The 22,476-nt window shown below is 40.5% G+C and carries 24 protein-coding genes and 2 tRNA genes; 24 read left to right on the forward strand and 2 right to left on the reverse strand.

Annotated elements, in window-relative coordinates; all coding sequences use genetic code 11:
* Window positions 1–34 precede the first annotated feature (34 nt).
* From atpB to A5868_RS18920, 22 genes are all read left to right on the forward strand, one after another.
* Window positions 35–748: a F0F1 ATP synthase subunit A gene (gene atpB / locus A5868_RS03805; RefSeq protein ID WP_010781593.1), complete on the forward strand. Its 714-nt coding sequence runs from the start codon at window positions 35–37 to the stop codon at window positions 746–748.
* Window positions 749–789: 41 nt separating this feature from the next.
* Window positions 790–1,005 carry an ATP synthase F0 subunit C gene (atpE, locus tag A5868_RS03810; RefSeq protein ID WP_010746753.1) on the forward strand — a complete coding sequence of 72 codons (216 nt, stop codon included), beginning with the start codon at window positions 790–792 and terminating at the stop codon, window positions 1,003–1,005.
* A gap of 95 nt (window positions 1,006–1,100) precedes the next feature.
* Window positions 1,101–1,622: a F0F1 ATP synthase subunit B gene (atpF, locus tag A5868_RS03815; RefSeq protein WP_086305502.1), complete on the forward strand. Its 522-nt coding sequence runs from the start codon at window positions 1,101–1,103 to the stop codon at window positions 1,620–1,622.
* Window positions 1,612–2,157, forward strand: a complete 546-nt coding sequence (gene atpH / locus A5868_RS03820) for an ATP synthase F1 subunit delta (protein ID WP_010781590.1) — start codon at window positions 1,612–1,614, stop codon at window positions 2,155–2,157. The genes atpF and atpH overlap by 11 nt, the downstream gene beginning before the upstream one ends.
* A gap of 19 nt (window positions 2,158–2,176) precedes the next feature.
* Window positions 2,177–3,703 (forward strand): F0F1 ATP synthase subunit alpha, encoded by a 1,527-nt coding sequence (gene atpA, locus A5868_RS03825; protein WP_010781589.1) that lies wholly within the window; start codon window positions 2,177–2,179, stop codon window positions 3,701–3,703.
* A 15-nt stretch (window positions 3,704–3,718) separates the two neighbouring features.
* Entirely contained in the window at window positions 3,719–4,624 is a 906-nt protein-coding gene (locus A5868_RS03830) for a F0F1 ATP synthase subunit gamma (RefSeq protein ID WP_044926041.1), read from the forward strand.
* Window positions 4,625–4,646: 22 nt separating this feature from the next.
* Window positions 4,647–6,047 (forward strand): F0F1 ATP synthase subunit beta, encoded by a 1,401-nt coding sequence (gene atpD / locus A5868_RS03835; protein ID WP_010781587.1) that lies wholly within the window; start codon window positions 4,647–4,649, stop codon window positions 6,045–6,047.
* 13 nt (window positions 6,048–6,060) lie between these two features.
* On the forward strand, window positions 6,061–6,495 hold the full coding sequence (locus tag A5868_RS03840) for a F0F1 ATP synthase subunit epsilon (RefSeq protein WP_010781586.1): 435 nt from the start codon (window positions 6,061–6,063) through the stop codon (window positions 6,493–6,495).
* Window positions 6,496–6,866: 371 nt separating this feature from the next.
* Entirely contained in the window at window positions 6,867–7,100 is a 234-nt protein-coding gene (locus A5868_RS03845; RefSeq protein ID WP_086305503.1) for a DUF1146 family protein, read from the forward strand.
* Window positions 7,101–7,145: 45 nt separating this feature from the next.
* The gene (murA, locus tag A5868_RS03850; RefSeq protein ID WP_010781584.1) at window positions 7,146–8,447 is read left to right on the forward strand and encodes a UDP-N-acetylglucosamine 1-carboxyvinyltransferase; all 1,302 of its coding nucleotides are present in this window, start codon (window positions 7,146–7,148) and stop codon (window positions 8,445–8,447) included.
* A gap of 11 nt (window positions 8,448–8,458) precedes the next feature.
* A complete protein-coding gene (locus tag A5868_RS03855) occupies window positions 8,459–8,635 on the forward strand; it encodes a DNA-directed RNA polymerase subunit beta (RefSeq protein WP_010781583.1) in 177 nt (58 codons plus the stop codon).
* Window positions 8,636–8,783: 148 nt separating this feature from the next.
* Window positions 8,784–9,080, forward strand: a complete 297-nt coding sequence (yidD, locus tag A5868_RS03860) for a membrane protein insertion efficiency factor YidD (protein ID WP_435934052.1) — start codon at window positions 8,784–8,786, stop codon at window positions 9,078–9,080.
* 434 nt (window positions 9,081–9,514) lie between these two features.
* Window positions 9,515–10,678: an ABC transporter substrate-binding protein gene (locus A5868_RS03865; RefSeq protein WP_086305504.1), complete on the forward strand. Its 1,164-nt coding sequence runs from the start codon at window positions 9,515–9,517 to the stop codon at window positions 10,676–10,678.
* Window positions 10,679–10,752: 74 nt separating this feature from the next.
* Entirely contained in the window at window positions 10,753–11,631 is an 879-nt protein-coding gene (locus A5868_RS03870) for a branched-chain amino acid ABC transporter permease (protein ID WP_086305505.1), read from the forward strand.
* Between the two features lie 9 nt (window positions 11,632–11,640).
* The gene (locus tag A5868_RS03875; RefSeq protein WP_086305765.1) at window positions 11,641–12,615 is read left to right on the forward strand and encodes a branched-chain amino acid ABC transporter permease; all 975 of its coding nucleotides are present in this window, start codon (window positions 11,641–11,643) and stop codon (window positions 12,613–12,615) included.
* Entirely contained in the window at window positions 12,596–13,372 is a 777-nt protein-coding gene (locus tag A5868_RS03880) for an ABC transporter ATP-binding protein (RefSeq protein WP_010781578.1), read from the forward strand. The genes A5868_RS03875 and A5868_RS03880 overlap by 20 nt, the downstream gene beginning before the upstream one ends.
* On the forward strand, window positions 13,372–14,073 hold the full coding sequence (locus A5868_RS03885) for an ABC transporter ATP-binding protein (RefSeq protein WP_010781577.1): 702 nt from the start codon (window positions 13,372–13,374) through the stop codon (window positions 14,071–14,073). The genes A5868_RS03880 and A5868_RS03885 overlap by 1 nt, the downstream gene beginning before the upstream one ends.
* Window positions 14,074–14,076: 3 nt before the next feature.
* On the forward strand, window positions 14,077–14,721 hold the full coding sequence (locus A5868_RS03890) for a CBS and ACT domain-containing protein (protein WP_086305506.1): 645 nt from the start codon (window positions 14,077–14,079) through the stop codon (window positions 14,719–14,721).
* Window positions 14,722–14,797: 76 nt separating this feature from the next.
* On the forward strand, window positions 14,798–15,028 hold the full coding sequence (locus A5868_RS03895) for a DUF2969 domain-containing protein (RefSeq protein ID WP_010781575.1): 231 nt from the start codon (window positions 14,798–14,800) through the stop codon (window positions 15,026–15,028).
* Window positions 15,029–15,109: 81 nt separating this feature from the next.
* Window positions 15,110–15,193, forward strand: a tRNA-Tyr gene (locus A5868_RS03900).
* A gap of 1 nt (window position 15,194) precedes the next feature.
* Window positions 15,195–15,266, forward strand: a tRNA-Gln gene (locus A5868_RS03905).
* A gap of 330 nt (window positions 15,267–15,596) precedes the next feature.
* Window positions 15,597–15,767 carry a hypothetical protein gene (locus A5868_RS18920; RefSeq protein ID WP_176281365.1) on the forward strand — a complete coding sequence of 57 codons (171 nt, stop codon included), beginning with the start codon at window positions 15,597–15,599 and terminating at the stop codon, window positions 15,765–15,767.
* A gap of 51 nt (window positions 15,768–15,818) precedes the next feature.
* Here A5868_RS18920 and A5868_RS03910 read toward each other — a convergent pair whose 3' ends face one another.
* Window positions 15,819–16,427, reverse strand: a complete 609-nt coding sequence (locus tag A5868_RS03910) for a TetR/AcrR family transcriptional regulator (RefSeq protein WP_010781573.1) — start codon at window positions 16,425–16,427, stop codon at window positions 15,819–15,821.
* A gap of 177 nt (window positions 16,428–16,604) precedes the next feature.
* Here A5868_RS03910 and A5868_RS03915 point away from each other — a divergent pair, with 177 nt between their 5' ends.
* A complete protein-coding gene (locus A5868_RS03915) occupies window positions 16,605–20,846 on the forward strand; it encodes a 2-hydroxyacyl-CoA dehydratase (protein WP_010781572.1) in 4,242 nt (1,413 codons plus the stop codon).
* Between the two features lie 240 nt (window positions 20,847–21,086).
* Entirely contained in the window at window positions 21,087–21,791 is a 705-nt protein-coding gene (locus A5868_RS03920) for a GntR family transcriptional regulator (RefSeq protein WP_010781571.1), read from the forward strand.
* Window positions 21,792–21,800: 9 nt separating this feature from the next.
* Here the strand turns inward: A5868_RS03920 and A5868_RS03925 are convergent, their stop codons facing one another.
* Window positions 21,801–22,442 carry a YigZ family protein gene (locus A5868_RS03925; RefSeq protein ID WP_086305507.1) on the reverse strand — a complete coding sequence of 214 codons (642 nt, stop codon included), beginning with the start codon at window positions 22,440–22,442 and terminating at the stop codon, window positions 21,801–21,803.
* Window positions 22,443–22,476: the final 34 nt, after the last annotated feature.

Here is a 22,476-nt window from a genome sequence, read left to right on the forward strand (position 1 = left end):
TGACGCGAGTCGCTGGGAAGAGAGGTGAACTGGATTGGATGAAAAATCTTGGTTTTTCCATATTGGTCCCATATGGTTTGATGGTACGGTAACGACAATGATCATTGTGACATGCGTAATTGTCTTTTTCCTTGTCTATGCATTTACACGCAACCTATCATTGAAACCCAAAGGAAAGCAAAACGCAATTGAGTGGGTCATTGATTTTACAACGAACATTGTTGGTGACAACATGCCTCGTAAAGAAGTCAGAAATTTTAGTTTGTTCTCATTTACGTTGTTCTTATTTATTTTTGTAGCAAACCAAATCGGACTCGTCACGAAGATCGTCACTGGAGACAATGTGACGTTTTGGAAGAGTCCAACTGCAAACCCCTTTGTAACGATGGGATTGGCATTACTCGTATTGGTCCTAGCAAATTATCTGGGTACAGAAAAACTCGGGTTTGGTGGTTACGTGAAAAATTCTTTCTTTACACCGACAGGATTATTTCCTATTAAGTTGATGGAAGAATTTACAAATGTTATCACGTTAGGGCTACGTCTTTACGGGAACGTTTTTGCCGGTGAAGTATTGCTTTCACTCATTGCAAGTATGGTCACAAGCGCTGGATGGTGGACATTGCCGTTCGCTATTCCACTTGAAATGATTTGGATCGCATTCTCACTATTTATTGGTAGTATCCAAGCATTTGTTTTCACCACTCTATCTATGGTTTATATCAGTCATAAAATCGAGGTAGAATAATAACACACACACACACACACACTTTTAGGAGGAAAATTATTATGAACTTTATCGGTGCAGGAATCGCAATCATGGGAGCCGCAATTGGGGCTGGTTATGGTAACGGACAAGTAATCTCAAAGGCAATTGAATCAATGGCGCGTCAACCAGAAATGTCAGGTCAAATTCGTTCTACAATGTTCATCGGTGTTGGTTTGATCGAAGCTGTGCCAATTCTGGGTGTCGTATTAGGTATGTTGATGGTTTTCCAAGGTTAATAATCGACGCTTTTTTGTTGAGTCTCATCATAGAGGTGAGCGCAGATCCCAGTTGAGGATTCTGTAATGGAGAAGAACAGAAAGGAAGACCGAGTATGCTGAATCTAGTAATTGCTGAGGCTGTCAATGCAACGCTCGGTAATTTAATCGTCGTTACGTTATCATTCGTGATTCTAATGGCGCTATTAAAACATTTCGCATGGGGTGCTGTTCAAGACATCCTTAAAAAACGCGAAGACAAGATCGCCAATGATCTAGATTCTGCCGAAAACTCTCGGATCAAAGCAGCTGAGCTGGAAAAAGAACGTGAAACTCAGTTGGCAAGTTCCCGTAGTGATGCGGCAGATATTATTAAAAATGCGAAAGAGAGTGGCGAATTAAGCCGCCAAAACATCATTAAGGATACAAAAGAAGAAGTCACGCGTCTGAAAGATCGCGCGCAATCGGAAATCAAAGACGAACGTGAAAATGCGTTGACTTCTGTTAAAGATGATGTGGCAACACTTTCTCTACAAATCGCAGAAAAAATCTTGAGTAAAGAGCTGTCACAAGAAGCTCATCAAGATTTGATCAACAACTATATGGACAAGTTGGGAAACACGAAACATGAAGCTTGATAAATACACTGTTGGTAAACGGTACGGTAAGGCTTTATTTGAACTGGCGATCGAAGATAAAGCTGTGGACGCTGTTTATCAAGAGCTGCTGACTGTCCGAGCAATCTGTAAAGAAATTCCTGATCTAGGAAATATTTTAACGGATGTTCGCTTAGAAGGCGCCGAGAAAAAAGCAATTATGGATGCTTTTACTGGCGGCTTTGATGGGATCGTCAAAAATTTTCTATTAGTTGTTTTTGAATACAATCGCAGCGACGATCTTCCATTCATGATTGATGAATTTGAACGTCGTTACGATGAATTAAATAAAATCGCACACGGAACAGTCACAACAGCTGTTCCGCTCTCTGAAGATAAGAAACAAGAGCTTGAAGCGAAAGTCGCTGATGTTTTTGGCTACCAGAAGGCCACGTTAACCCCGTTTGTTGATGAATCAATTCTCGGCGGTGTCATTGTTGAAGCCGATCATCAAGTGATCGACGGCAGCCTCGCCAGCCAATTAAATGGTCTACGAGCAGCACTTAGTAAAAAGTAGAGAAGAAGAGGTGAAATGAATGGCCATCAAAGCAGAAGAAATCAGTGCTTTAATCAAAGAACAGATTCAAAATTATGATAATAAGTTGTCTGTTGAGGAAATCGGAACAGTCACATATGTCGGGGACGGAATCGCTCGTGCCCATGGATTAGAAAACGCAATGAGCGGAGAACTACTAGAGTTTTCTAACGGCTCTTACGGAATGGCACAAAACTTAGAAAGCAACGATGTCGGTATTATCGTTCTAGGTGAATTTGAGTCCATTCGTGAAGGAGACAAAGTAAAACGTACCGGTAAAATCATGGAAGTCCCTGTTGGGGATAACATGATCGGACGCGTCGTTAACCCCTTAGGTCAACCAATTGATGGTATGGGACCTATTGAAACAAGTAAAACACGTCCAGTCGAAGCAATGGCTCCGGGCGTTATGCAACGTAAATCTGTGTCAGAACCTATGCAAACAGGTTTGAAGGCCATTGATGCATTAGTTCCAATCGGTCGCGGCCAACGGGAATTAGTTATCGGTGACCGTAAGACTGGTAAGACATCTATTGCTATTGATACGATCATTAATCAAAAAGGTCAAGATATGATTTGTATTTATGTGGCTATTGGACAAAAAGAATCCACGGTACGTTCACAAGTAGAAACATTGCGTAAATATGGTGCTATGGATTATACAATCGTCGTAACAGCGGGCGCCTCTCAACCTGCACCGCTATTATTTATTGCGCCTTACGCTGGAACAGCTATGGGTGAAGAGTTTATGTATAATGGCAAACACGTATTGGTAGTCTTTGATGATCTATCAAAACAAGCCGTTGCCTATCGTGAACTGTCATTACTATTACGTCGTCCGCCAGGTCGTGAAGCTTACCCAGGGGATGTCTTTTACTTGCACTCACGTCTATTAGAACGTGCGGCAAAACTTTCTGATGAATTAGGCGGCGGTTCATTGACGGCCTTGCCATTTGTAGAAACACAAGCTGGAGATATTTCGGCATATATTCCAACCAACGTCATCTCGATCACTGACGGACAAATTTTCTTAGAAAATGATTTGTTCTACGCAGGTATTCGTCCAGCCGTAGATGCTGGTTTATCTGTATCTCGTGTGGGTGGTTCCGCACAAATCAAAGCAATGAAAAAAGTTGCTGGGACTCTTCGTTTGGACCTTGCCAGCTATCGTGAATTAGAAGCCTTCACTCAATTCGGTTCTGATTTAGATGCAGCGACGCAAGCAAAACTAAATCGTGGACGTCGAACAGTTGAAGTATTGAAACAAAAACTTCATGATCCGCTTCCTGTTGAAAAACAAGTAGTGATCCTTTATGCCTTGACTCATGGCGTGCTTGATAGTATTCCAGTCAATAGTATTTTAGATTTTGAAGCACAATTATTTGAATATCTGGAAACAAATCACTCTGATCTATTTGCGACAATTCGTGATACAAAGGATCTGCCAGATACAGAGAAACTAGATGGAGCGATCCAAGAGTTCAAAGATATTTTTGACGCTTCTTCAGCTAACCAAGAAAAAGCATAATCGAGGTGAGAAAAAATCATGGCATCCTTAAATGAAATCAAAACACGGATTGCATCGACAAAGAAAACTAGTCAAATCACCAACGCTATGCAAATGGTATCAGCATCTAAATTGACGAAATCAGAAGCCTACTCAGCAAAATTTCAACTCTATGCTTCAAAAGTACGTGAAGTATTGACGCACTTAACAGCAAGTGAATTAACCGAGTTGGCCAATTCTGGTCGTGAATTAGGCGGAATCAACTACCACAGTATGTTGTTGAATCGTCCGGTTAAAAAAACGGGCTATATTGTGATTACTTCTGACGGTGGTTTGGTCGGAGGGTATAACAGCTCAATCTTGAAACAGACCATGACGATGCTTGAAGATGATCATGATTCTGCCGATGAATATGTTTTGTTAGCCATTGGTGGAACCGGGGCGGACTTTTTCAAAGCTCGTGGTGTTAAATTGGCCTATGAATTACGCAATTTATCGGATCAACCAAGCTTTGAAGAAGTGCGAAAGATCGTTTCCATGACGACCAGTATGTATGAAAACCAAGTCTTCGATGAATTGTACGTATGCTATAACCATCACGTCAATTCATTGTCTAGCCAGTTTCGGGTAGAAAAAATGCTGCCTATTTCTGACTTAGACCCAACTGAAGCACAGACGTATCGTGAAGAATATCTATTCGAACCTTCAAAAGAAGCAATTCTTGATCAATTACTTCCGCAATATGCTGAAAGTTTGATTTATGGAGCCATCGTTGATGCCAAAACAGCGGAGCATGCTGCTGGGATGACGGCAATGAAGACTGCGACAGATAACGCGGGTTCGATCATTGATGATTTAACGATTTCATACAATAGGGCTCGTCAAGCGGCGATCACCCAAGAGATTACTGAAATTGTCGGCGGGGCTTCCGCATTAGAATAATTTCGAGATTGGAGGAAAAAACATGAGTTCAGGCAAGATTGTTCAAGTTATTGGTCCCGTTGTCGACGTGGAATTTTCTTTAGATCAATCCTTACCAGACATCAACAATGCGTTGATCGTTTATAAAAATGATAAAACAAAAGTTGTTCTTGAAGCTGCTTTGGAACTTGGTGATGGTGTTATCCGCACAATCGCTATGGAAGCTACTGATGGTTTACAACGCGGAATGGAAGTTGTCGATACTGGCAAATCTATCTCTGTTCCCGTAGGTAAAGAGACTTTGGGACGTGTATTTAACGTTCTAGGGGAAACAATTGATAAAGAGGCACCTTTCCCAGAGGATGCAGAGAGAAGCGGTATCCATAAGAAAGCACCGACCTTCGAAGAACTTAGTACAAGTAATGAAATTTTAGAAACTGGGATCAAAGTTATCGACTTATTAGCCCCTTACTTAAAAGGTGGTAAAGTTGGATTATTCGGTGGTGCCGGTGTTGGTAAAACCGTCTTGATTCAAGAACTTATTCATAATATCGCTCAAGAACATGGTGGGATTTCTGTATTTACCGGTGTTGGCGAACGTACACGTGAAGGAAACGACCTTTATTATGAAATGAAGGACTCTGGCGTTATTGAGAAAACAGCCATGGTGTTCGGACAAATGAATGAGCCGCCAGGTGCACGTATGCGTGTTGCCTTGACTGGTTTGACATTGGCTGAATACTTCCGTGACGAAGAAGGACAAGATGTGTTGCTGTTTATCGACAACATCTTCCGTTTCACTCAAGCGGGATCAGAAGTTTCTGCCTTGCTAGGTCGTATGCCGTCAGCCGTTGGATACCAACCCACATTGGCAACTGAAATGGGACAATTACAAGAACGCATCACGTCAACGAAAAAAGGCTCGATCACTTCGATCCAAGCCATTTATGTACCCGCCGATGACTACTCTGACCCTGCGCCAGCAACAGCTTTCGCCCATTTGGATGCAACAACCAACTTGGAACGTAAGCTAACGGAACAAGGGATCTACCCAGCCGTTGACCCATTGGCTTCCTCTTCAAGTGCTTTAGCACCTGAAATCGTAGGAGAAGAACATTATCGCGTGGCAACAGAAGTTCAACGTGTGTTGCAGCGTTACCGAGAATTACAAGATATCATCGCAATCTTAGGAATGGATGAATTGTCTGACCAAGAAAAAGTAATCGTATCTCGTGCTCGTCGTATCCAATTCTTCTTGTCACAAAACTTTAACGTAGCTGAACAATTCACCGGTCAGCCAGGTTCGTATGTGCCTGTTGAAAAAACGGTTGAAGGCTTTAAAGAAATCCTTGAAGGAAAATATGATGATCTTCCTGAAGATGCATTCCGTAGTGTAGGGACAATCGAAGACGTCATCGAAAAAGCGAAAACTTTAGGCTACTAGAAAGAGGTGCCCGATGGAACAAGAAAAAGACAAAGTTCTTCAAGTGAACGTTGTTACTCCAGATGGCAATGTCTATGATCATAATGCAACCATCGTCGTTGCTAAAACGGTCGCTGGTGAAATTGGTATTTTACCAAATCATGCACCGATCATTGCGCCTCTTGCGATTGATGAAGTTCGTATTCGTCGAACAGATTCAGATACACATGTAGACTGGATTGCAGTGAACGGCGGGATCATGGAAGTTCGGGACAATGTCCTCACAATCATTGCGGACACGGCTGAACGTGAACGCGACATCGACGTTTCCCGTGCTGAAAGAGCAAAACAACGTGCGGAAGCGCGGATTCAAGAAGCGCGTGAAAAGGAAGACACGGACCAATTGAGTCGTGCCGAAGTTGCTTTGCATCGTGCTATGAATCGAATCAAAGTGTCAAAACATCGTTAAAAATGGAGGCATCATAGGAAGCATTTTGATGCACTGACCTTTATAAGGTTGAATCGATACCATCGATTCAACCTTTTTCTATAAACATTTTATTTTTTTATCGAATTTTAGAATATTGAGAGATAGGGAAAATAAAGACTTTTTTGTTTTTTTATCGCAGAGAAGAAGATATTCTCTAAAGAATGCGCAATTTTTATAGGCAATTTTTTTTAAAAGACCTTTTTAGAATAAGGAAGATAGATTTTTTTTGAAGAACAAATATTAAGTTTTTTAAAAGTTTCTATACAGCTCTTTGAGTGAGCAAAGTGTTCTTCTTTATATAAATCTGTGATATAATCCAACTGTTGATTTTTTTTGAAAGCAAACGAATAATGCAAGTATTTGGAATTGATGCAATCGTTCGGATCGTGTCGCATTTTTCTTTTATTTATTTGGCTTTTTGGTCATTAAGATCTTTGCGCATAGAGAATCTGTTTAAATCATTTAAAGAAACTCAGGTTCGTCTTGCAATTCTGATGTTAGCCATTGCGCTGGGATTTGCTTGTAGTACGTTTTTTTTAGAAATCATTCTTTTATGCAAAAATATATTTTTGACATTTAGTTAAGGTACATATATGAGGCAATCGATTAGCTTTTTTGGAGGGAATACAATGGAAGAGATCATCGTTCGTGGTGGCAAACAATTAAATGGAACAGTACATATTGAAGGAGCAAAAAATGCGGTACTGCCAATTTTAGCTGCGACTTTATTAGCTGAGGAAGGAACATCCACATTAAGTAATGTTCCGATTTTATCTGATGTTTTTACCATGAATCAAGTGATTCGTTATTTGAATACGGACGTCGTTTTTAACGAAGATAAAAAAGAAATTACTGTAGATGCAACACGTCAATTAAACGTGGAAGCACCTTATGAATATGTAAGTAAAATGCGGGCATCGATCGTTGTGATGGGACCGTTATTGGCTCGAAATGGACATGCGAAAGTTGCGATGCCAGGTGGATGTGCGATTGGCAAACGCCCGATTGATTTGCATTTAAAAGGATTCCAAGCGCTAGGTGCAAAAATCATCCAAAAAAATGGCTATATTGAAGCAATCGCTGATGAACTAGTTGGAGATACGATCTATTTAGACTTTCCAAGTGTAGGCGCAACTCAAAATATTATGATGGCGGCTGTAAAGGCAAAAGGAACGACTGTGATCGAAAACGTTGCTCGCGAACCTGAAATCGTTGATCTTGCCAACTTCTTGAATAAGATGGGTGCGAGCATCCACGGTGCTGGTACAGAAACAATGCGTATTGAAGGGGTAGATCATCTTCATGCGGTCTCTCACCCAATCGTACAGGATCGTATTGAAGCTGGAACATTCATGGTTGCTGCTGCGATGACTCAAGGCAATGTATTGGTCGATGGCGCAATTCCTGAACACAATCGCCCTTTGATCTCTAAATTGATCGAGATGGGTGTTAAGATTACTGAAGAAAACGACGGATTGCGTGTGATTGGTCCTAAAGTGCTTAAAGCAACAGATATCAAAACGATGCCTCACCCTGGCTTCCCAACAGATATGCAGGCTCAAATGACTGCGATCCAATTGGTTGCTGATGGTGTCAGCACCACAACGGAAACTGTTTTTGAAAATCGATTCCAACATTTAGAAGAAATGCAACGTATGAATGCTCAGGTCAAAATTGACAATAATGTAGCGTTGATTAAAGGTGGAACAGAGTTACAAGGTGCGGAAGTTTATGCGACAGATTTACGTGCAGCAGCAGCCCTTGTTTTAGCTGGTCTGCGTGCAAATGGCATTACCCGAGTACGTAACTTGAAATATTTGGATCGTGGATATTACCAATTCCATACAAAACTGCAACTATTAGGTGCAGATGTTGAACGGGTAGATAATGAAAGTAAGAAACCGACTAACGCAACAGCTGTCTTAGCTTAAGGAGTGGGTGTATGAGTTCAGGTGAACACATTTTACGTAGCTTGATTCGAATCGTCGCCATTTTACTTGCGGGGGTCCTATTATTTGTCGTAGGCAGTATGATCGGCTACGGAGCAATGGGCGGCGGCAACCCTTTTAAAGTATTGATGCCTGGCGTATGGCGGCATATTTTGGAATTTGTTCACTAACCGTGTGAACAATGACAAGTTAGAGTTGAACTAAGAGGGTTGCTCCGATACTGGGTGCAATCCTTTTTTGGTTCAACTTTTTGCAGTTTATCAGCGAAAGATTTACAATAACTATTCATGTATGGAACAGAAATGTTGAGGTGAACATATGAGTTTTATAGGTAAAGGATTGATCGGACTCGTCCGTGGCTATCAACGGTTCATATCTCCGCTGAAGCAGCCTTCTTGTCGGTATTATCCTTCTTGTTCTAGCTATATGATTAAGGCAATTCAAGTTCATGGGGCGCCTAAAGGAGTTTTGATGGGGACGGCTCGAATCTTGCGCTGCCATCCTTTTGCTAAAGCTGGGCTGGATTATGTACCTATTCGTTTCTCATTACGGAAAAACACGATCGATCGTGAAGAACCGGATTATTCAATGCAAAGAAAACAAGCGAGAGAATAAAAAGGATCGTAAAGAGAATGCCGCAAATTTAAGAGGATACCATTTTTAAAGGGGCGAAGCTTTACAAAATCTAGGTTTTAATAATGATTTTTTCATAAATAGACTTAGAAGCTGATCATGAATGAGTGTTCTGAAGGGTGAATAAAAAGTGAAACTCAAAAATCGAGAGTAACAAGTGAAAAATCCGATTAAAAAAGAGTTTATATTACTAATACTAGGTGTTATTTTATAGAAGTCTTTCTAACTGGTTTAAAGTTAGAAGGACTTTTTTTAGTTATCTAATAAGTGTGTTATAGTATTGTAAGCGCTATAAATTGTTTGCGAATTGCTGAATTATTAAAATATTCAGAAAATTTAATTGACAGTGAGAGTTTTTTCCTATATATTCTTTATTATCTTAACGAATTATCATTATTTTATTAGGGGGTAACAGGATGAAAAAAAGAACAGTAGCGGCATTGGCAGCAGGGTTGTTTTTATTTGGCGCATGCGGGTCGCCTAAAGCTAACGATAACAGCAGCAGTGAGAATGCGAAGACGATCAAAATTGGTGGGAACTTCGAATTATCAGGAGCAGTAGCTGCTTATGGTGAAGCAGAAAATGAGGGTGTCAAATTAGCAGTCGAAGAAATCAATAAAGACGGCGGTATTGATGGAAAGAAAATCGAATACGTTTCTAAAGACAATAAGTCAGACAATAATGAAGCAGCTTCAGTAGCGGCCAACTTGACCACAAAGGATGAAGTTGTAGCGATTGTTGGACCAGCAACATCAGGAGCGACAAAAGCAACATTGCCGAACTTAACAAAAGCAAAAGTACCTGCGATCACACCTTCAGGAACAGATGATGCCATTACTGTTCAAAAAGGAAAAGTACAAGAGTATATCTATCGTGCGTGTTTCCAAGATAGTTCTCAAGGGGTCATCTTAGCGAAATATGCAGAAGACAATTTGAAAGCTGATAAAGCAGTAATTTTGGGAGATAACTCAAGCGACTACGCGATTGGATTGACAAAAGCCTTTAAGGATACTTATAAAGGTAAAATCGTAGCCGAAGAGAATTTTGCAGCGAACGATAAAGATTTCCAAGCGATGCTGACGAAGATCAAAGACAAAGACTTTAACGTTATCTATGTTCCTGGCTACTACACAGAGGCTGGCTTGATCATCAAGCAAGCGCGTGAAATGGGTATCGAACAACCAATCATCGGTGCAGATGGTTTTGGTGATGAGAAGCTTGTTGAGACAGCAGGCGCCAGCAACGTTAAAAACGTCTATTACACAGGTCATTTCTCAACAAAAGCACCAGCAACAGATAAAGTTGAACCATTTGTAAAAGCTTTTGAAGAAAAATATGGCAGACAACCATCTTCATTCAACGCATTGGCTTATGATTCTGTTTACATGATCAAACAAGCAATCGAAGATGAAGGCAAAGCGACACCAGAAGCGATTCAAAAAGGATTAGCTGGATTGAAAGACTTTGAAGGTGTTACTGGTAAGATCTCCATGGATAAGGACCACAATCCTGTGAAACCATTAGTTGTACTTGGACTAACAGATGGAAAAGAATCTTCTGCTGAAACCGTAAATCAATAAGAAATCGGAAGCAGGCAAGGCAAGACAAGCAGGCTTGTCTTGCCTTTATTTTTTAGAAAAGTGATGTGATAAAGATGGAAGTATTTATACAGCAAATCGTCAATGGGCTTTTTCTGGGAAGTGTTTACGCACTGATGGCATTAGGTTATACGATGGTTTATGGAATTATTAAATTGATTAACTTCGCACATGGTGAAATCTACATGATTGGTTCATTTATCGGCTATTTTCTGATCAATCAATTCAATATGGGCTTTTTCCCAGCACTTGTTTTATCAATGGCGGGAAGTGCGATATTAGGGGTAGCGATTGAGTTTTTAGCCTATCGACCGTTAAGAAATTCTACACGGATCGCGGCTTTAATTACAGCAATTGGGGTATCGTACTTATTGCAAAATACGATGATTTACTTTTTCAGTTCAACAACACGACCATTCCCGCAAGTAATTAAATTGCAGGTCTACAATTTAGGCTTCTTACGGGTCTCAAATATTCAATTATTGATTTTAGGCTTGTCCCTATTTTTGATGATCACATTGAATCTGATCGTCCAAAGAACCAAGATGGGAAAAGCGATGCGCGCAGTAAGTGTGGATACGGATGCCGCCCAATTAATGGGAATTGATGTCAATCGAACAATTTCTTTTACCTTTGCTTTGGGTTCAGCCCTTGCTGCGGCAGGCGGGATGATGATCGGGCTCTATTATAACTCGATTGATCCAATGATGGGATACATTCCCGGCCTAAAATCCTTTATCGCGGCAGTGTTAGGCGGTATCGGGATCATTCCTGGTGCAGCTATAGGCGGCTTTGTGATTGGGTTGATTGAAACACTGACAACGGCATTAGGATTCTCTGATTTTAAAGATGCGGTGGTTTACGCGGTGTTGATTTTGATTTTATTAGTTCGTCCTGCCGGTATTTTAGGCAAACATGTGAAAGAGAAAGTGTAGGTGGATCAAATGAAAAAGAATTTAACATACAATTTGATTTGGCTAGCTTTGATCGTCTTGGGTTACGTAGCACTGTACGTGGCTTACTCTGCTGGTATGGTCAATTTATTCTTAGATAATATTCTCGTTCAAATTGGGATCAACGTTATTCTGGCAGTTGGCTTGAATTTGATTATTGGCTTTTCCGGGCAGTTCTCTTTAGGTCATGCCGGATTTATGGCAATTGGCGCCTATGGGGCAGCACTCGTTTCTATGAGTATGCCGACCTACGGAGGATTTTTCTTAGGAATGGCGGTGGGTGTCATTTTAGCTGGAATCGTCGCTGTAGCAGTTGGGATTCCAACCCTTCGATTAAGTGGCGACTATTTAGCGATCGCGACACTAGGTGTTGCTGAAATCATTCGGATACTATTGATCAATTTTAAAGATATCACGAATGGCCCTTCAGGATTGTTTGGGATCGAGCCTTTTGTTGATTGGCAAATGGTTTATGGATTCATGGCGATCACTACGCTTCTTATTGTCAATTATATTCGCTCTGGTGCGGGTCGTGCGACAATGGCTATACGTGAAGATGAGATAGCTGCCGAAGCAATGGGTGTGAATACGACTAAATATAAGGTTATGGCATTCGCTTTCGGAGCGATGACAGCAAGTATCGCAGGCTCATTATATGCAGGCTATTTGCAATCTATCGCACCTAAAGATTTCGCCTTCACAAAATCAGTCGATATATTGATTTTAGTTGTATTAGGAGGGATCGGCAGTGTGACGGGTACTTTTATCGCAGCGATTCTTTTAGGGATTATCAATATGTATTTGCAAGACTTCGGAACTTTACGAATGATTATTTACGCGTTGGCTTTAATCATCTTGATGATCTTTAAGCCGGGCGGATTGTTAGGTACGAAAGAATTATCTGTGAAGAAAATCGTTGATAAGTTTAAAAAGGGAGATGACCAAAATGCCTCTGTTGGAAATTAAAGATTTAACGAAAAACTTTGGCGGGTTGGCGGCGGTCTCCAATGTCAATATCGCATTAGAAGAAAATCAATTAGTCGGTTTGATAGGTCCCAATGGTGCTGGAAAAACGACACTATTCAATTTGATCACCGGCGTCTATGAACCCAGCGAAGGGGATGTTCTATTAGAAGCAGAGGGGAAAACCCATCGTTTGAATGGACAAAAGCCCTATGCGATCGCTGATTTAGGATTGAGTCGAACCTTTCAAAATATTCGCTTATTTAAAGATTTAACGGTTCTCGACAACGTATTGATTGCGATGAATAGTAAAAATAAAGAAAGTTTTGTCTCAAGTGTACTTCGTTTGCCAGCCTTTTATGACAAGGAAGAACGACTAAAAGAAGAAGCACTGAAATTATTAGCCATTTTTGATTTGCAAGATAAAGCTGAAAATCTAGCCCGTAACTTGCCTTATGGGGAACAACGTCGATTAGAGATCGTGCGAGCATTGGCGACAAAACCAAAAATTTTGTTTTTAGATGAGCCGGCAGCCGGAATGAATCCTCAAGAAACAGCAGCATTGACGTTGCTTATCCGAAAAATTCAAAAGGAATTCGAAATTACTATTTTATTGATCGAGCATGACATGAGTTTAGTTATGGATGTGTGTGAACGAATTTATGTATTAGAATACGGACGCATTTTAGCTGAGGGTGACCCTGATGAAATCAAAAACAACCCAGAAGTCATTAAAGCGTATCTTGGAGGTGAGCTATAATGCTGAAAATTGAAAATCTTTCTGTTCATTATGGCATGATTCAGGCGGTACGCGATGTCAGCTTTGAAGTGAATCAAGGAGAAATCGTGTCATTGATTGGAGCCAACGGTGCCGGCAAAACGACGATTTTACGCACGATCTCAGGATTGAATCAGCCTTCTAAAGGAACGATCACTTTCGAAGGGACACCGATTCAAAAGAAAGCTCCAAGAAGGATCGTTGCACAGGGGATCTCTCAAGTTCCTGAAGGGCGCCACGTATTTCCAGGATTAACCGTTTTAGAGAACTTAGAGATGGGCGCGTACTTACGAAAAGACGGCGACCTTCAAAAAGATTACGACCACGTCTACGAAAAGTTTCCGATTTTAAAGGAACGTTTGAGTCAAGATGCCTCAACCCTATCAGGTGGAGAGCAGCAGATGCTGGCGATGGGAAGAGCGCTGATGTCTAAACCACGATTGCTATTGTTAGATGAGCCTTCAATGGGCTTAGCACCGATCTTCATCCAAGAAATTTTTAATATCATTCAAGAAATTCAAAAGCAAGGAACTACGGTTTTGTTAATTGAACAAAATGCCAAAATGGCTCTTTCAATTGCTGATCGCGGCTATGTGTTAGAAACTGGGAAAGTCGTACTGTCTGGAACAGGTCAAGAATTGCTAGAAAGTGAAGAAGTGAAGAAAGCTTATCTAGGGGGATAAAACATGAGTGTAAAAGATTTTATGACAGAAAAACTGGTGACAGTAACACCAGGTACTAAAATTTTCGATGCGGTTGATTTGATGAAAAAGCATGATATTCATCGCTTACCAGTCATTGATAACGGGCAGGTAGCAGGCCTGATCACAGAAGGGACGATTCAAGAAGCGTTGCCATCAAAAGCGACAAGCTTGAGCGTCCACGAAGTCAATTATTTATTGAACAAAACAGTTGTAGCAGATGTAATGATCAAGGATGTCAAGACGATCTCTCCAAATGCAGAACTGGAAGACGCGATTTATTTAATGCGCCAAAATAAAATCAATGTGTTACCCGTATTAGAAAAAGAACAATTGGTTGGAATCATCACCAATAACGATATTTTCGATGCCTTTTTGAAACTGACGGGTTATCATGAAGGCGGCACGCGGATTCAGCTAAAGATTTTAGAGGATAAAAAAGGCGTACTTGCTAGAGTAGCAAAAATCTTAGCAGATCATGACTTTAGCATTTTGACGGTCATCGTCGATCATCAATCAACTGCAACGATTTTAGAAATCCAATTAGCCAGTAAACAAGTAGAAGAAATCAAACAGCTTCTGACTGACAATGGTTATGAAGTCGTACGAGCAGCAACGACGCAAGTGTAATTTTAAGGACAACTGATCACTCGGTTGTCCTTTTCTTTTATGGTATGATAAACTAGTCAAAGACGGAGGGAAAGCTATGTCTAAAAAGAACAAAGATATTCAAGTTCAACTCAAAGAAGAAGATCGTTTGATTGAAGGAAAAAAAGAAACAGTTACGCAATTAGTAATAGGAAAAAAAACAATCGGTGAAATTATTCCCGACAATAAAAATTTTCAAGCCTACAATGACGGGCATTTACTAGGGAGTTTTAAGACTCTGGACGATGGGGTCGAAGCCTTGATCCGTAACTGGAATTTACATGAATAATTTTTGAAAAAAATACTTGCATTTTTTTTGAAGATTAGGTATTATAACTGAGTCGGGTTTTTAAATAATAAAAACCTAGCTGGAGGAGTAGCGAAGTGGCTAAACGCGACGGACTGTAAATCCGTTCCTTAGGGTTCAGTGGTTCGAATCCACTCTCCTCCACCATTGGGGTATAGCCAAGCGGTAAGGCAAGGGACTTTGACTCCCTCATGCGTTGGTTCGAATCCAGCTACCCCAGTTGTTCAACGAGTTGCATAGGCAGCTCGTTTTTTTTTGTGTTTTATTGAAAGATAAAACAACAATTCATTCAAATAATTTTTTAAGATTGAAACCAGTAGATTTATTTTGACAGCGAATGATTGAATAACAAAATCAGGTAAAAGGATTTCGAATATTTTACGAGTGCAGATCGATGACATTCCTACAATAATAAATGATTAAAAAATTTCTTACTGTGATATTTTAGAAATCTCGAAGAAAAAAAGTTCTCTTGCTTGAAGCCTTCTATCATTTACGCTACATTTAGAAGGGAGATAGGAATATTTTTAGTAGAAAGGGGTTCATTAGAATGAATAAAGTAGAAGAGATCAAAGAGATGCTTACAGATACTGTGGAAAAGGTTTATAGTACAATCAAAGACAATTCGCTAGAAGTAACGAAAGAAAAAGGACAAGTACCCCGCGTAAGAACGGTCCGTCCAACGCGCCATACAATTAAATGGAAAGCGAAAAACCATTAATAAAACGAAAAGAGGCGTCCAGAATTATTATCTGGATGCCTCTTTTTAAGTTTAATGATCGATTTCAATACCTAAGATGGTTAAATGCCCATTTCCCACAAGCTTGACGACTAACTTAGAGAGACTGTCTGCGCTCATAGTAGTATCACTGGTGATCCACCAGTGCAAAGTGCCGACGAAAATCGAAGTCATATACTCAATGATAAAATCTAATGGAACTTCAATATCGTTTTCAGTTATTTTTAAGCGATTAAAAATATGGGCATACTTAACATCCAAGATTTCTGCAATTTTTTTTCGCAGAATTTCATTGCCTGAAGCATCCATGATGGTCAAAAAGAATTTTCGATTGTCTTGAATCTGTTCATAAATATTTTTTAACACCATTTCTACTTTGCGAACCTTCAATCGATTCCCTTGGACAATTTGATCAGGATCTAGAACAGATGCAAAAGCATCGACGGCTTGTTTAAAAATAAAATCGTACAGGTCTTGTTTGTCTTTAAAATGAGCGTAAAATGTCGCACGATTGATCATTGCTTCGTCTGCGATCTCTTGAATAGTAATATTATCGAAGCCTTTTAATTCTACTAAATGAATAAAAGCTTCCATAATCATTTTGTTTGTTCGCTTAACTCGGAGGTCTATTTTTTTTGCCATAGGAATTTCCTTTCATTTTTCCAACAAATAAAGCTGGACTGTTGCTTATCACACGAATGAAATGGTTTTGAGTATTGCATAACATTCAAAATCTTTTTAGAATATACGTGAGTAGTATAACAAACACTTTGTAAGTTAATCAACATGTGTTGTTAAAAATGGAAGGTAGGAATAATTATGACATTACGAGCGGGGATTGATGTTGGCTCTACAACCGTCAAGTTGGTCATTTTGAATGAACAAAATGAAAGTCTGTTTGCAAAGTACGAACGTCATTTTTCAGATGTGAAAGCTGCCACAGAGCGTGTGTTGCGTGAAGCAGAATCAGTGATTGGCAATCAAGAAATGACAATGAGTATTACCGGATCTGGCGGCATGGGGCTGGCAGATGTTTTGGCGATTCCTTTTGTACAGGAAGTCATCGCGTGTACTCGTACTGTTGAAGAGGTTATTCCTGAAACGGATGTAGCGATTGAATTAGGTGGAGAAGACGCGAAAATCACCTTTTTCGAAGGCGCATTGGAGCAGCGCATGAACGGAAGCTGTGCTGGAGGGACGGGCGCGTTTATCGATCAGATGGCAGTTTTGCTGAAGACGGATGCAAACGGGGTCAATGAATTAGCAAAAAATTATAAGACAATCTATCCAATTGCTTCTCGTTGCGGGGTATTTGCGAAAACAGATGTGCAGCCTTTAATCAATGAAGGAGCAGCCAAAGAGGATATTGCGGCGAGTATTTTTCAAGCGGTAGTTAATCAAACCATTGCTGGATTAGCAGCAGGCCGGAAAATAAAAGGTAATATTGCGTTTCTTGGCGGTCCGCTATTCTTTATGTCTGAATTGCGCCAACGTTTCATCGAGACATTGAATATCGCGCCAGAAAATGTGATCTTCCCTGAAAATCCACAGCTTTTTGTAGCGATGGGTGCAGCCTTTTATTCGGAGGAAGCAGAGGCAACATCTTTAGAAGCGTTATTGCATCGGTTGACGACAGCGGAGGAAGGGCATTTATCTCCGTCTGATACATTAGAGCCATTGTTCAAAGACGAAGCAGACTTAGCTGAGTTTCGGATGCGTCATGGACAGGCGCAAGCGAAAGAAAAAAGTCTGTCTGAGCATGAAGGAGTGGCATTTTTAGGAATAGATGCTGGTTCAACTACTACGAAAGTTGCCCTGATTGATGACAACGGCAACATGATGTATTCTTTTTATGGCAATAACCAAGGGCAACCGTTAGAAACAACGATGACGGTCTTGAAAGATCTATATACGAAATTACCAGAGAATGTTTTTATTGGAAAAGCAGCGGTAACAGGCTATGGTGAACAATTGATCAAGAATGCTTTGAAAGTGGATATCGGTGAAGTTGAAACGATGGCTCATTACAAAGCGGCTAATCATTTCCAGCCAGGAGTCGATTTCATTTTAGATATTGGCGGTCAGGATATGAAGGCAATGACCATCAAAGACGGCGCGCTTTCTTCGATCCAATTAAATGAAGCTTGTTCATCTGGCTGCGGCTCGTTTATTGAAACATTTGCGAAATCGTTGAATTATAATGTCGAAGATTTCGCGAAAGCCGCCTTAAAATCAAAAGCACCTGTAGATCTAGGCTCCCGTTGTACCGTTTTTATGAATTCAAAAGTGAAACAGGTTCAAAAAGAAGGTGCCTCTGTTGGCGATATTTCTGCAGGACTTTCTTATTCTGTTATCAAGAATGCTATTTACAAAGTAATCAAAGTACGTCGTCCAGAGGAATTGGGTGAAAAGATCGTCTGTCAGGGAGGAACTTTTTATAACGAAGCGGTATTAAGAGCGTTTGAAATGGTAACTGGACGTGAAGTTGTTCGTCCATCCATTGCGGGCTTAATGGGCGCTTTCGGAGCAGCGTTGATCGCTTTAGAAAATTATGAGGTCGGTGAACGTACCGAGACACTTTCATTAGCAGAGATCGACAGCTTTACTGCTGAAAAAGAATTTACTCACTGCGGACTATGCGAGAACAACTGTATGCTGACCGTGACATTGTTCTCTGACGGAAGACAATTTATCACAGGAAATCGTTGTGAACGTGGCGCGCGGATCAAGGTCAAGCGTGAAGATAAAAAAGTGAATCTAGTAGACTATAAATATCGCCGTTTATTCAAATACCGTCCATTACGAAAAAAAGAAGCAGTACGTGGTGAAATTGGGATTCCACGTGTCTTGAACATGTATGAAAATTATCCGTTGTGGCATACGTTCTTTAGCGATTTAGGGTTCCGTGTGAAATTGTCGCCGCGTTCTAACAAAGAATTGTATGAACAAGGGATGGAGACAATTCCTAGTGATACTGCATGTTACCCAGCGAAGATCGCGCACGGACATATTCAAGCATTGATCGACAGCGGTGTACCGATGATTTTCTATCCGGGGGTTGTTTTTGAACGACAAGAATCGAAGGAAGCAGACAATCATTTTAATTGCCCAATCGTCCAAAGTTATCCGGATGTCATTCGCAACAATGTAGATGATATTCGCGACGGCAAAGTCGATTATCGAAATCCTTATTTAAACTTAGCGAATGAAGCCTCTGTGGCTGCTGTTTTGGGTCGCTGTTTCCAAGATCTGGGTATTTCTCAGGAGGAGATCACCAAAGCCTTGCATCATGCTTACGAAGAATTGGAAGCCTTCAAGGACGATATTCGGAAAAAAGGTGAAGAAACACTGTTAATGCTCAACCAAAAAGGGGAGCGCGGCGTGGTTCTTTCTGGACGTCCGTATCATTTAGATCCTGAAATCAATCACGGAATTGCCGAAGTGATTACCCAGGAAGGGTTCCATGTACTTACAGAAGACAGCGTGTCTCATTTGAGCGATGTTGGTAATTTACGAGTCGTCAATCAATGGGTCTATCATTCTCGTTTGTACGCAGCAGCACGTGTCGTTGCAAAATCAAAAAATCTAGAACTCGTTCAATTAAATTCATTCGGATGTGGACTGGATGCGGTGACGACGGACCAAGTAGAAGAGATCATGGAGCAATACGGTAAAATTTACACCGTATTGAAGATCGATGAAGGCTCTAACTTAGGTGCAATCAGAATTCGTTTACGCTCTCTGAAGGCTGCAGTGAATGAAAGAGAAAAATCACATTTTGAACCAGTAAAACGCTTTGAAGAACCTGAAAAAATCGTCTTTACAAAAGAAATGCGCAAAAAGCACACGTTATTATTACCGATGCTTAGTCCGATTCATCAATCCGGGTTGTTTGATATTGCTCTGGAAGCTTCTGGCTACAATGTCGTGTGTCTACCGGCGATGGATAGAGAAGCTGTCAATGTAGGACTGAAATTCGTTAATAATGATTCTTGTTACCCAGCGATCATCTCGATTGGACAATTAGTGGAAGCATTGCAGAGCGGCAACTACGATTTAGACAATACGAGTGTCATGATGAGCCAAACGGGTGGCGGGTGTCGTGCAACAAACTATATTCCACTATTGCGGAAAGCTTTGAACGATGCAGGCTTCCCACAGGTTCCGGTTGTTTCTGTATCCCTCGGAAATAAGGGGGTAGAAAGCAATCCTGGATTCAAATATACCTTACCTATGTTGAAACGAATCGTCGTAGCAATTCTTTATGGAGATTTATTTGAACGTGTTGTTTACAGAACGCGTCCCTATGAATTGAAAAAAGGTCAGATTGATGCGCTGCATGAAGAATGGCTTAAGAAGGTTGAAAGCAATGTTCGAAACGGCTCATTAACAATTTTCAACCGTAACATGAAAAAAATCATTAAAGATTTTGATACGGTACCTATTTCAAATGAAGTGAAGCCAAAGGTTGGTGTCGTCGGTGAAATTTTAGTGAAGTATTCACCAACAGCCAATAACGATATCGTTCGTTTATTGGAAGCAGAGGGCGCTGAGGCAGTCGTGCCAGACTTGATAGGCTTCATGAATTATTCCTTGTACAATCAAATTTGGAAATACGACAATATGGGGATGCCGAAGAAAAATAAAAATTTAGCTGAAATGGCAATTAAATTGATCGAAGTGGTGGAAAAACCGATGGATAAAGCGTTACGTGCGTCTGAACGTTTTACGGGAATTCATTCGATTTATCAATTAGCCGAGGATGCGAGCAAGATTCTTTCGATTGGTAATCATACTGGTGAAGGCTGGTTCTTAACGGGCGAAATGATTGACCTATTGAAGACAGGTGTCAATAACATTGTCTGTATGCAACCATTTGGCTGCTTGCCTAACCATGTTGTGGGCAAAGGCGTGATTAAAGAATTGCGTCATCAATATCCAAAATCTAATATTGCTGCCATTGATTATGATCCTGGAGTTTCCATTGTTAACCAGTTAAATCGTATTCGATTAATGATGGCGACAGCGAATAAGCAATTAAAAGAAGAAATCAAAAGTTAACTGAAAGAGTAGACCAATCAACAATGGTCTGCTCTTTTTTGTTGTTTATCCCTGCGGTTTAATAGGAAGGATTTAACAACGAAAGGATAGATAGCGTCGTTTATCAGAAAGTCAGACACTAGATTCTTTTAAGTCCTTTGAAAAACAAGGTCAGTGAGGCAAAGGTTAGAAGGATTATTGTTGTGCATTAGGTATATACCAGTTATAATGAGAATAGAAAATTGAACGAGGTGACGGAAAGTGGCGAATCAAGTGCCAGTGTATATTCAAATACACGATCAGTTAAAACATGAAATTGAAAACGGTGTATGGAAGGTCGGCGCTCGCTTGCCTTCTGAACGTGAACTATCCACTAGGTTTAGTGTAAGTCGAATGACATTGCGTCAAGCAATCCAGACTTTATCAGATGAAGGAATATTGGAAAGAAAAATCGGCTCAGGGACCTATGTGGCCAGCAAAAAGGTTCAAGAAAAAATGAGTGGGACAACAAGTTTCACGGACATTATGGAATCGCTGGGGAAAATCCCTTCTAGCAAAACGATTTCTTACTTTCATTCGCGAGCGAGTTCTAGCGAAGCAGAAAAGTTAGGCTTGGAAAAGGGTGAGCAGGTTTTACGAATGGAGCGGATTCGTTACGCAGATGAGATTCCTATCTGTTTTGAAGTAGCAAGTATTCCCGCTAAATTGATTGAAGGTTTCAGTAAAGAGGAAATCACGGAGTCCTTTTACCATAGTCTGCAAGAAAAAGGATTCGAAATTGGACGAGCGAATCAGACAGTGACATCTATTTTAGCTTCGGAACAAATCGCGGATTATTTATCTGTCAAACGCGGCGATGCAATCTTACGGTTAAGACAAGTATCTTATCTGGCGGATGAACGCCCCTTTGAATATGTACGAACGCAATATGTTGGCAGTCGCTTTGAATTTTATTTAGAAAAATAATCCAAGAAACTAAGTCTCTTGGATTAATTGTTCAGAATAAGCAACTTCGCCGAGTGTAAACTCAACCTGTCCATTCAGTAAATCGATTACGTGTGTCTTAAAAACAGCAAGCTGGTCCTCGTCTACCATACAAGTTACAAGAACTTTGTCAGTAAACTGGGTATCTTTAACTACTAACTGACCTTGCGTGATGAAGTTCTCCATCTTTCCCCAAAGAGGGTATTCCAGTTGAACGAATACTTCTTGCTGTAGGCGACCTTCAACTATTCCTGTAGCAGTGATCGCTTGAGAGACGGCGTTTGAATACGCGCGTATCAATCCGCCGGCGCCAAGTTTGGTGCCGCCAAAGTAGCGGGTGACAACAGCGCAAACATTGATCAGTTTCGTCTTTTTTAATACTTCCAACATAGGAACCCCTGCAGTTCCGCTAGGTTCGCCATCATCTGAAGAACGTTGAATCTCATTACGCTCTCCTAAAACAAAGGCGCTGCAATGATGATTGGCTTTCCAATGTTCCTTTTTGATTTGCTGGATAAAATTTTTTGCTTCTTCTTCTGATTCGATGCGTTTTAAAAAACAAATAAAACGAGATTTTTTAATTTCAATCTCGTGTTGGTTATCGTTTTTGATGGTTCGGTAATTTTGCAGCATAATTTTTTGCCTCACTTTACTTTTCTCATCTCCA

This window comes from Enterococcus sp. 12F9_DIV0723, from assembly GCF_002174375.1.
Taxonomy (GTDB): Bacteria; Bacillota; Bacilli; order Lactobacillales; family Enterococcaceae; genus Enterococcus_A; species Enterococcus_A gilvus.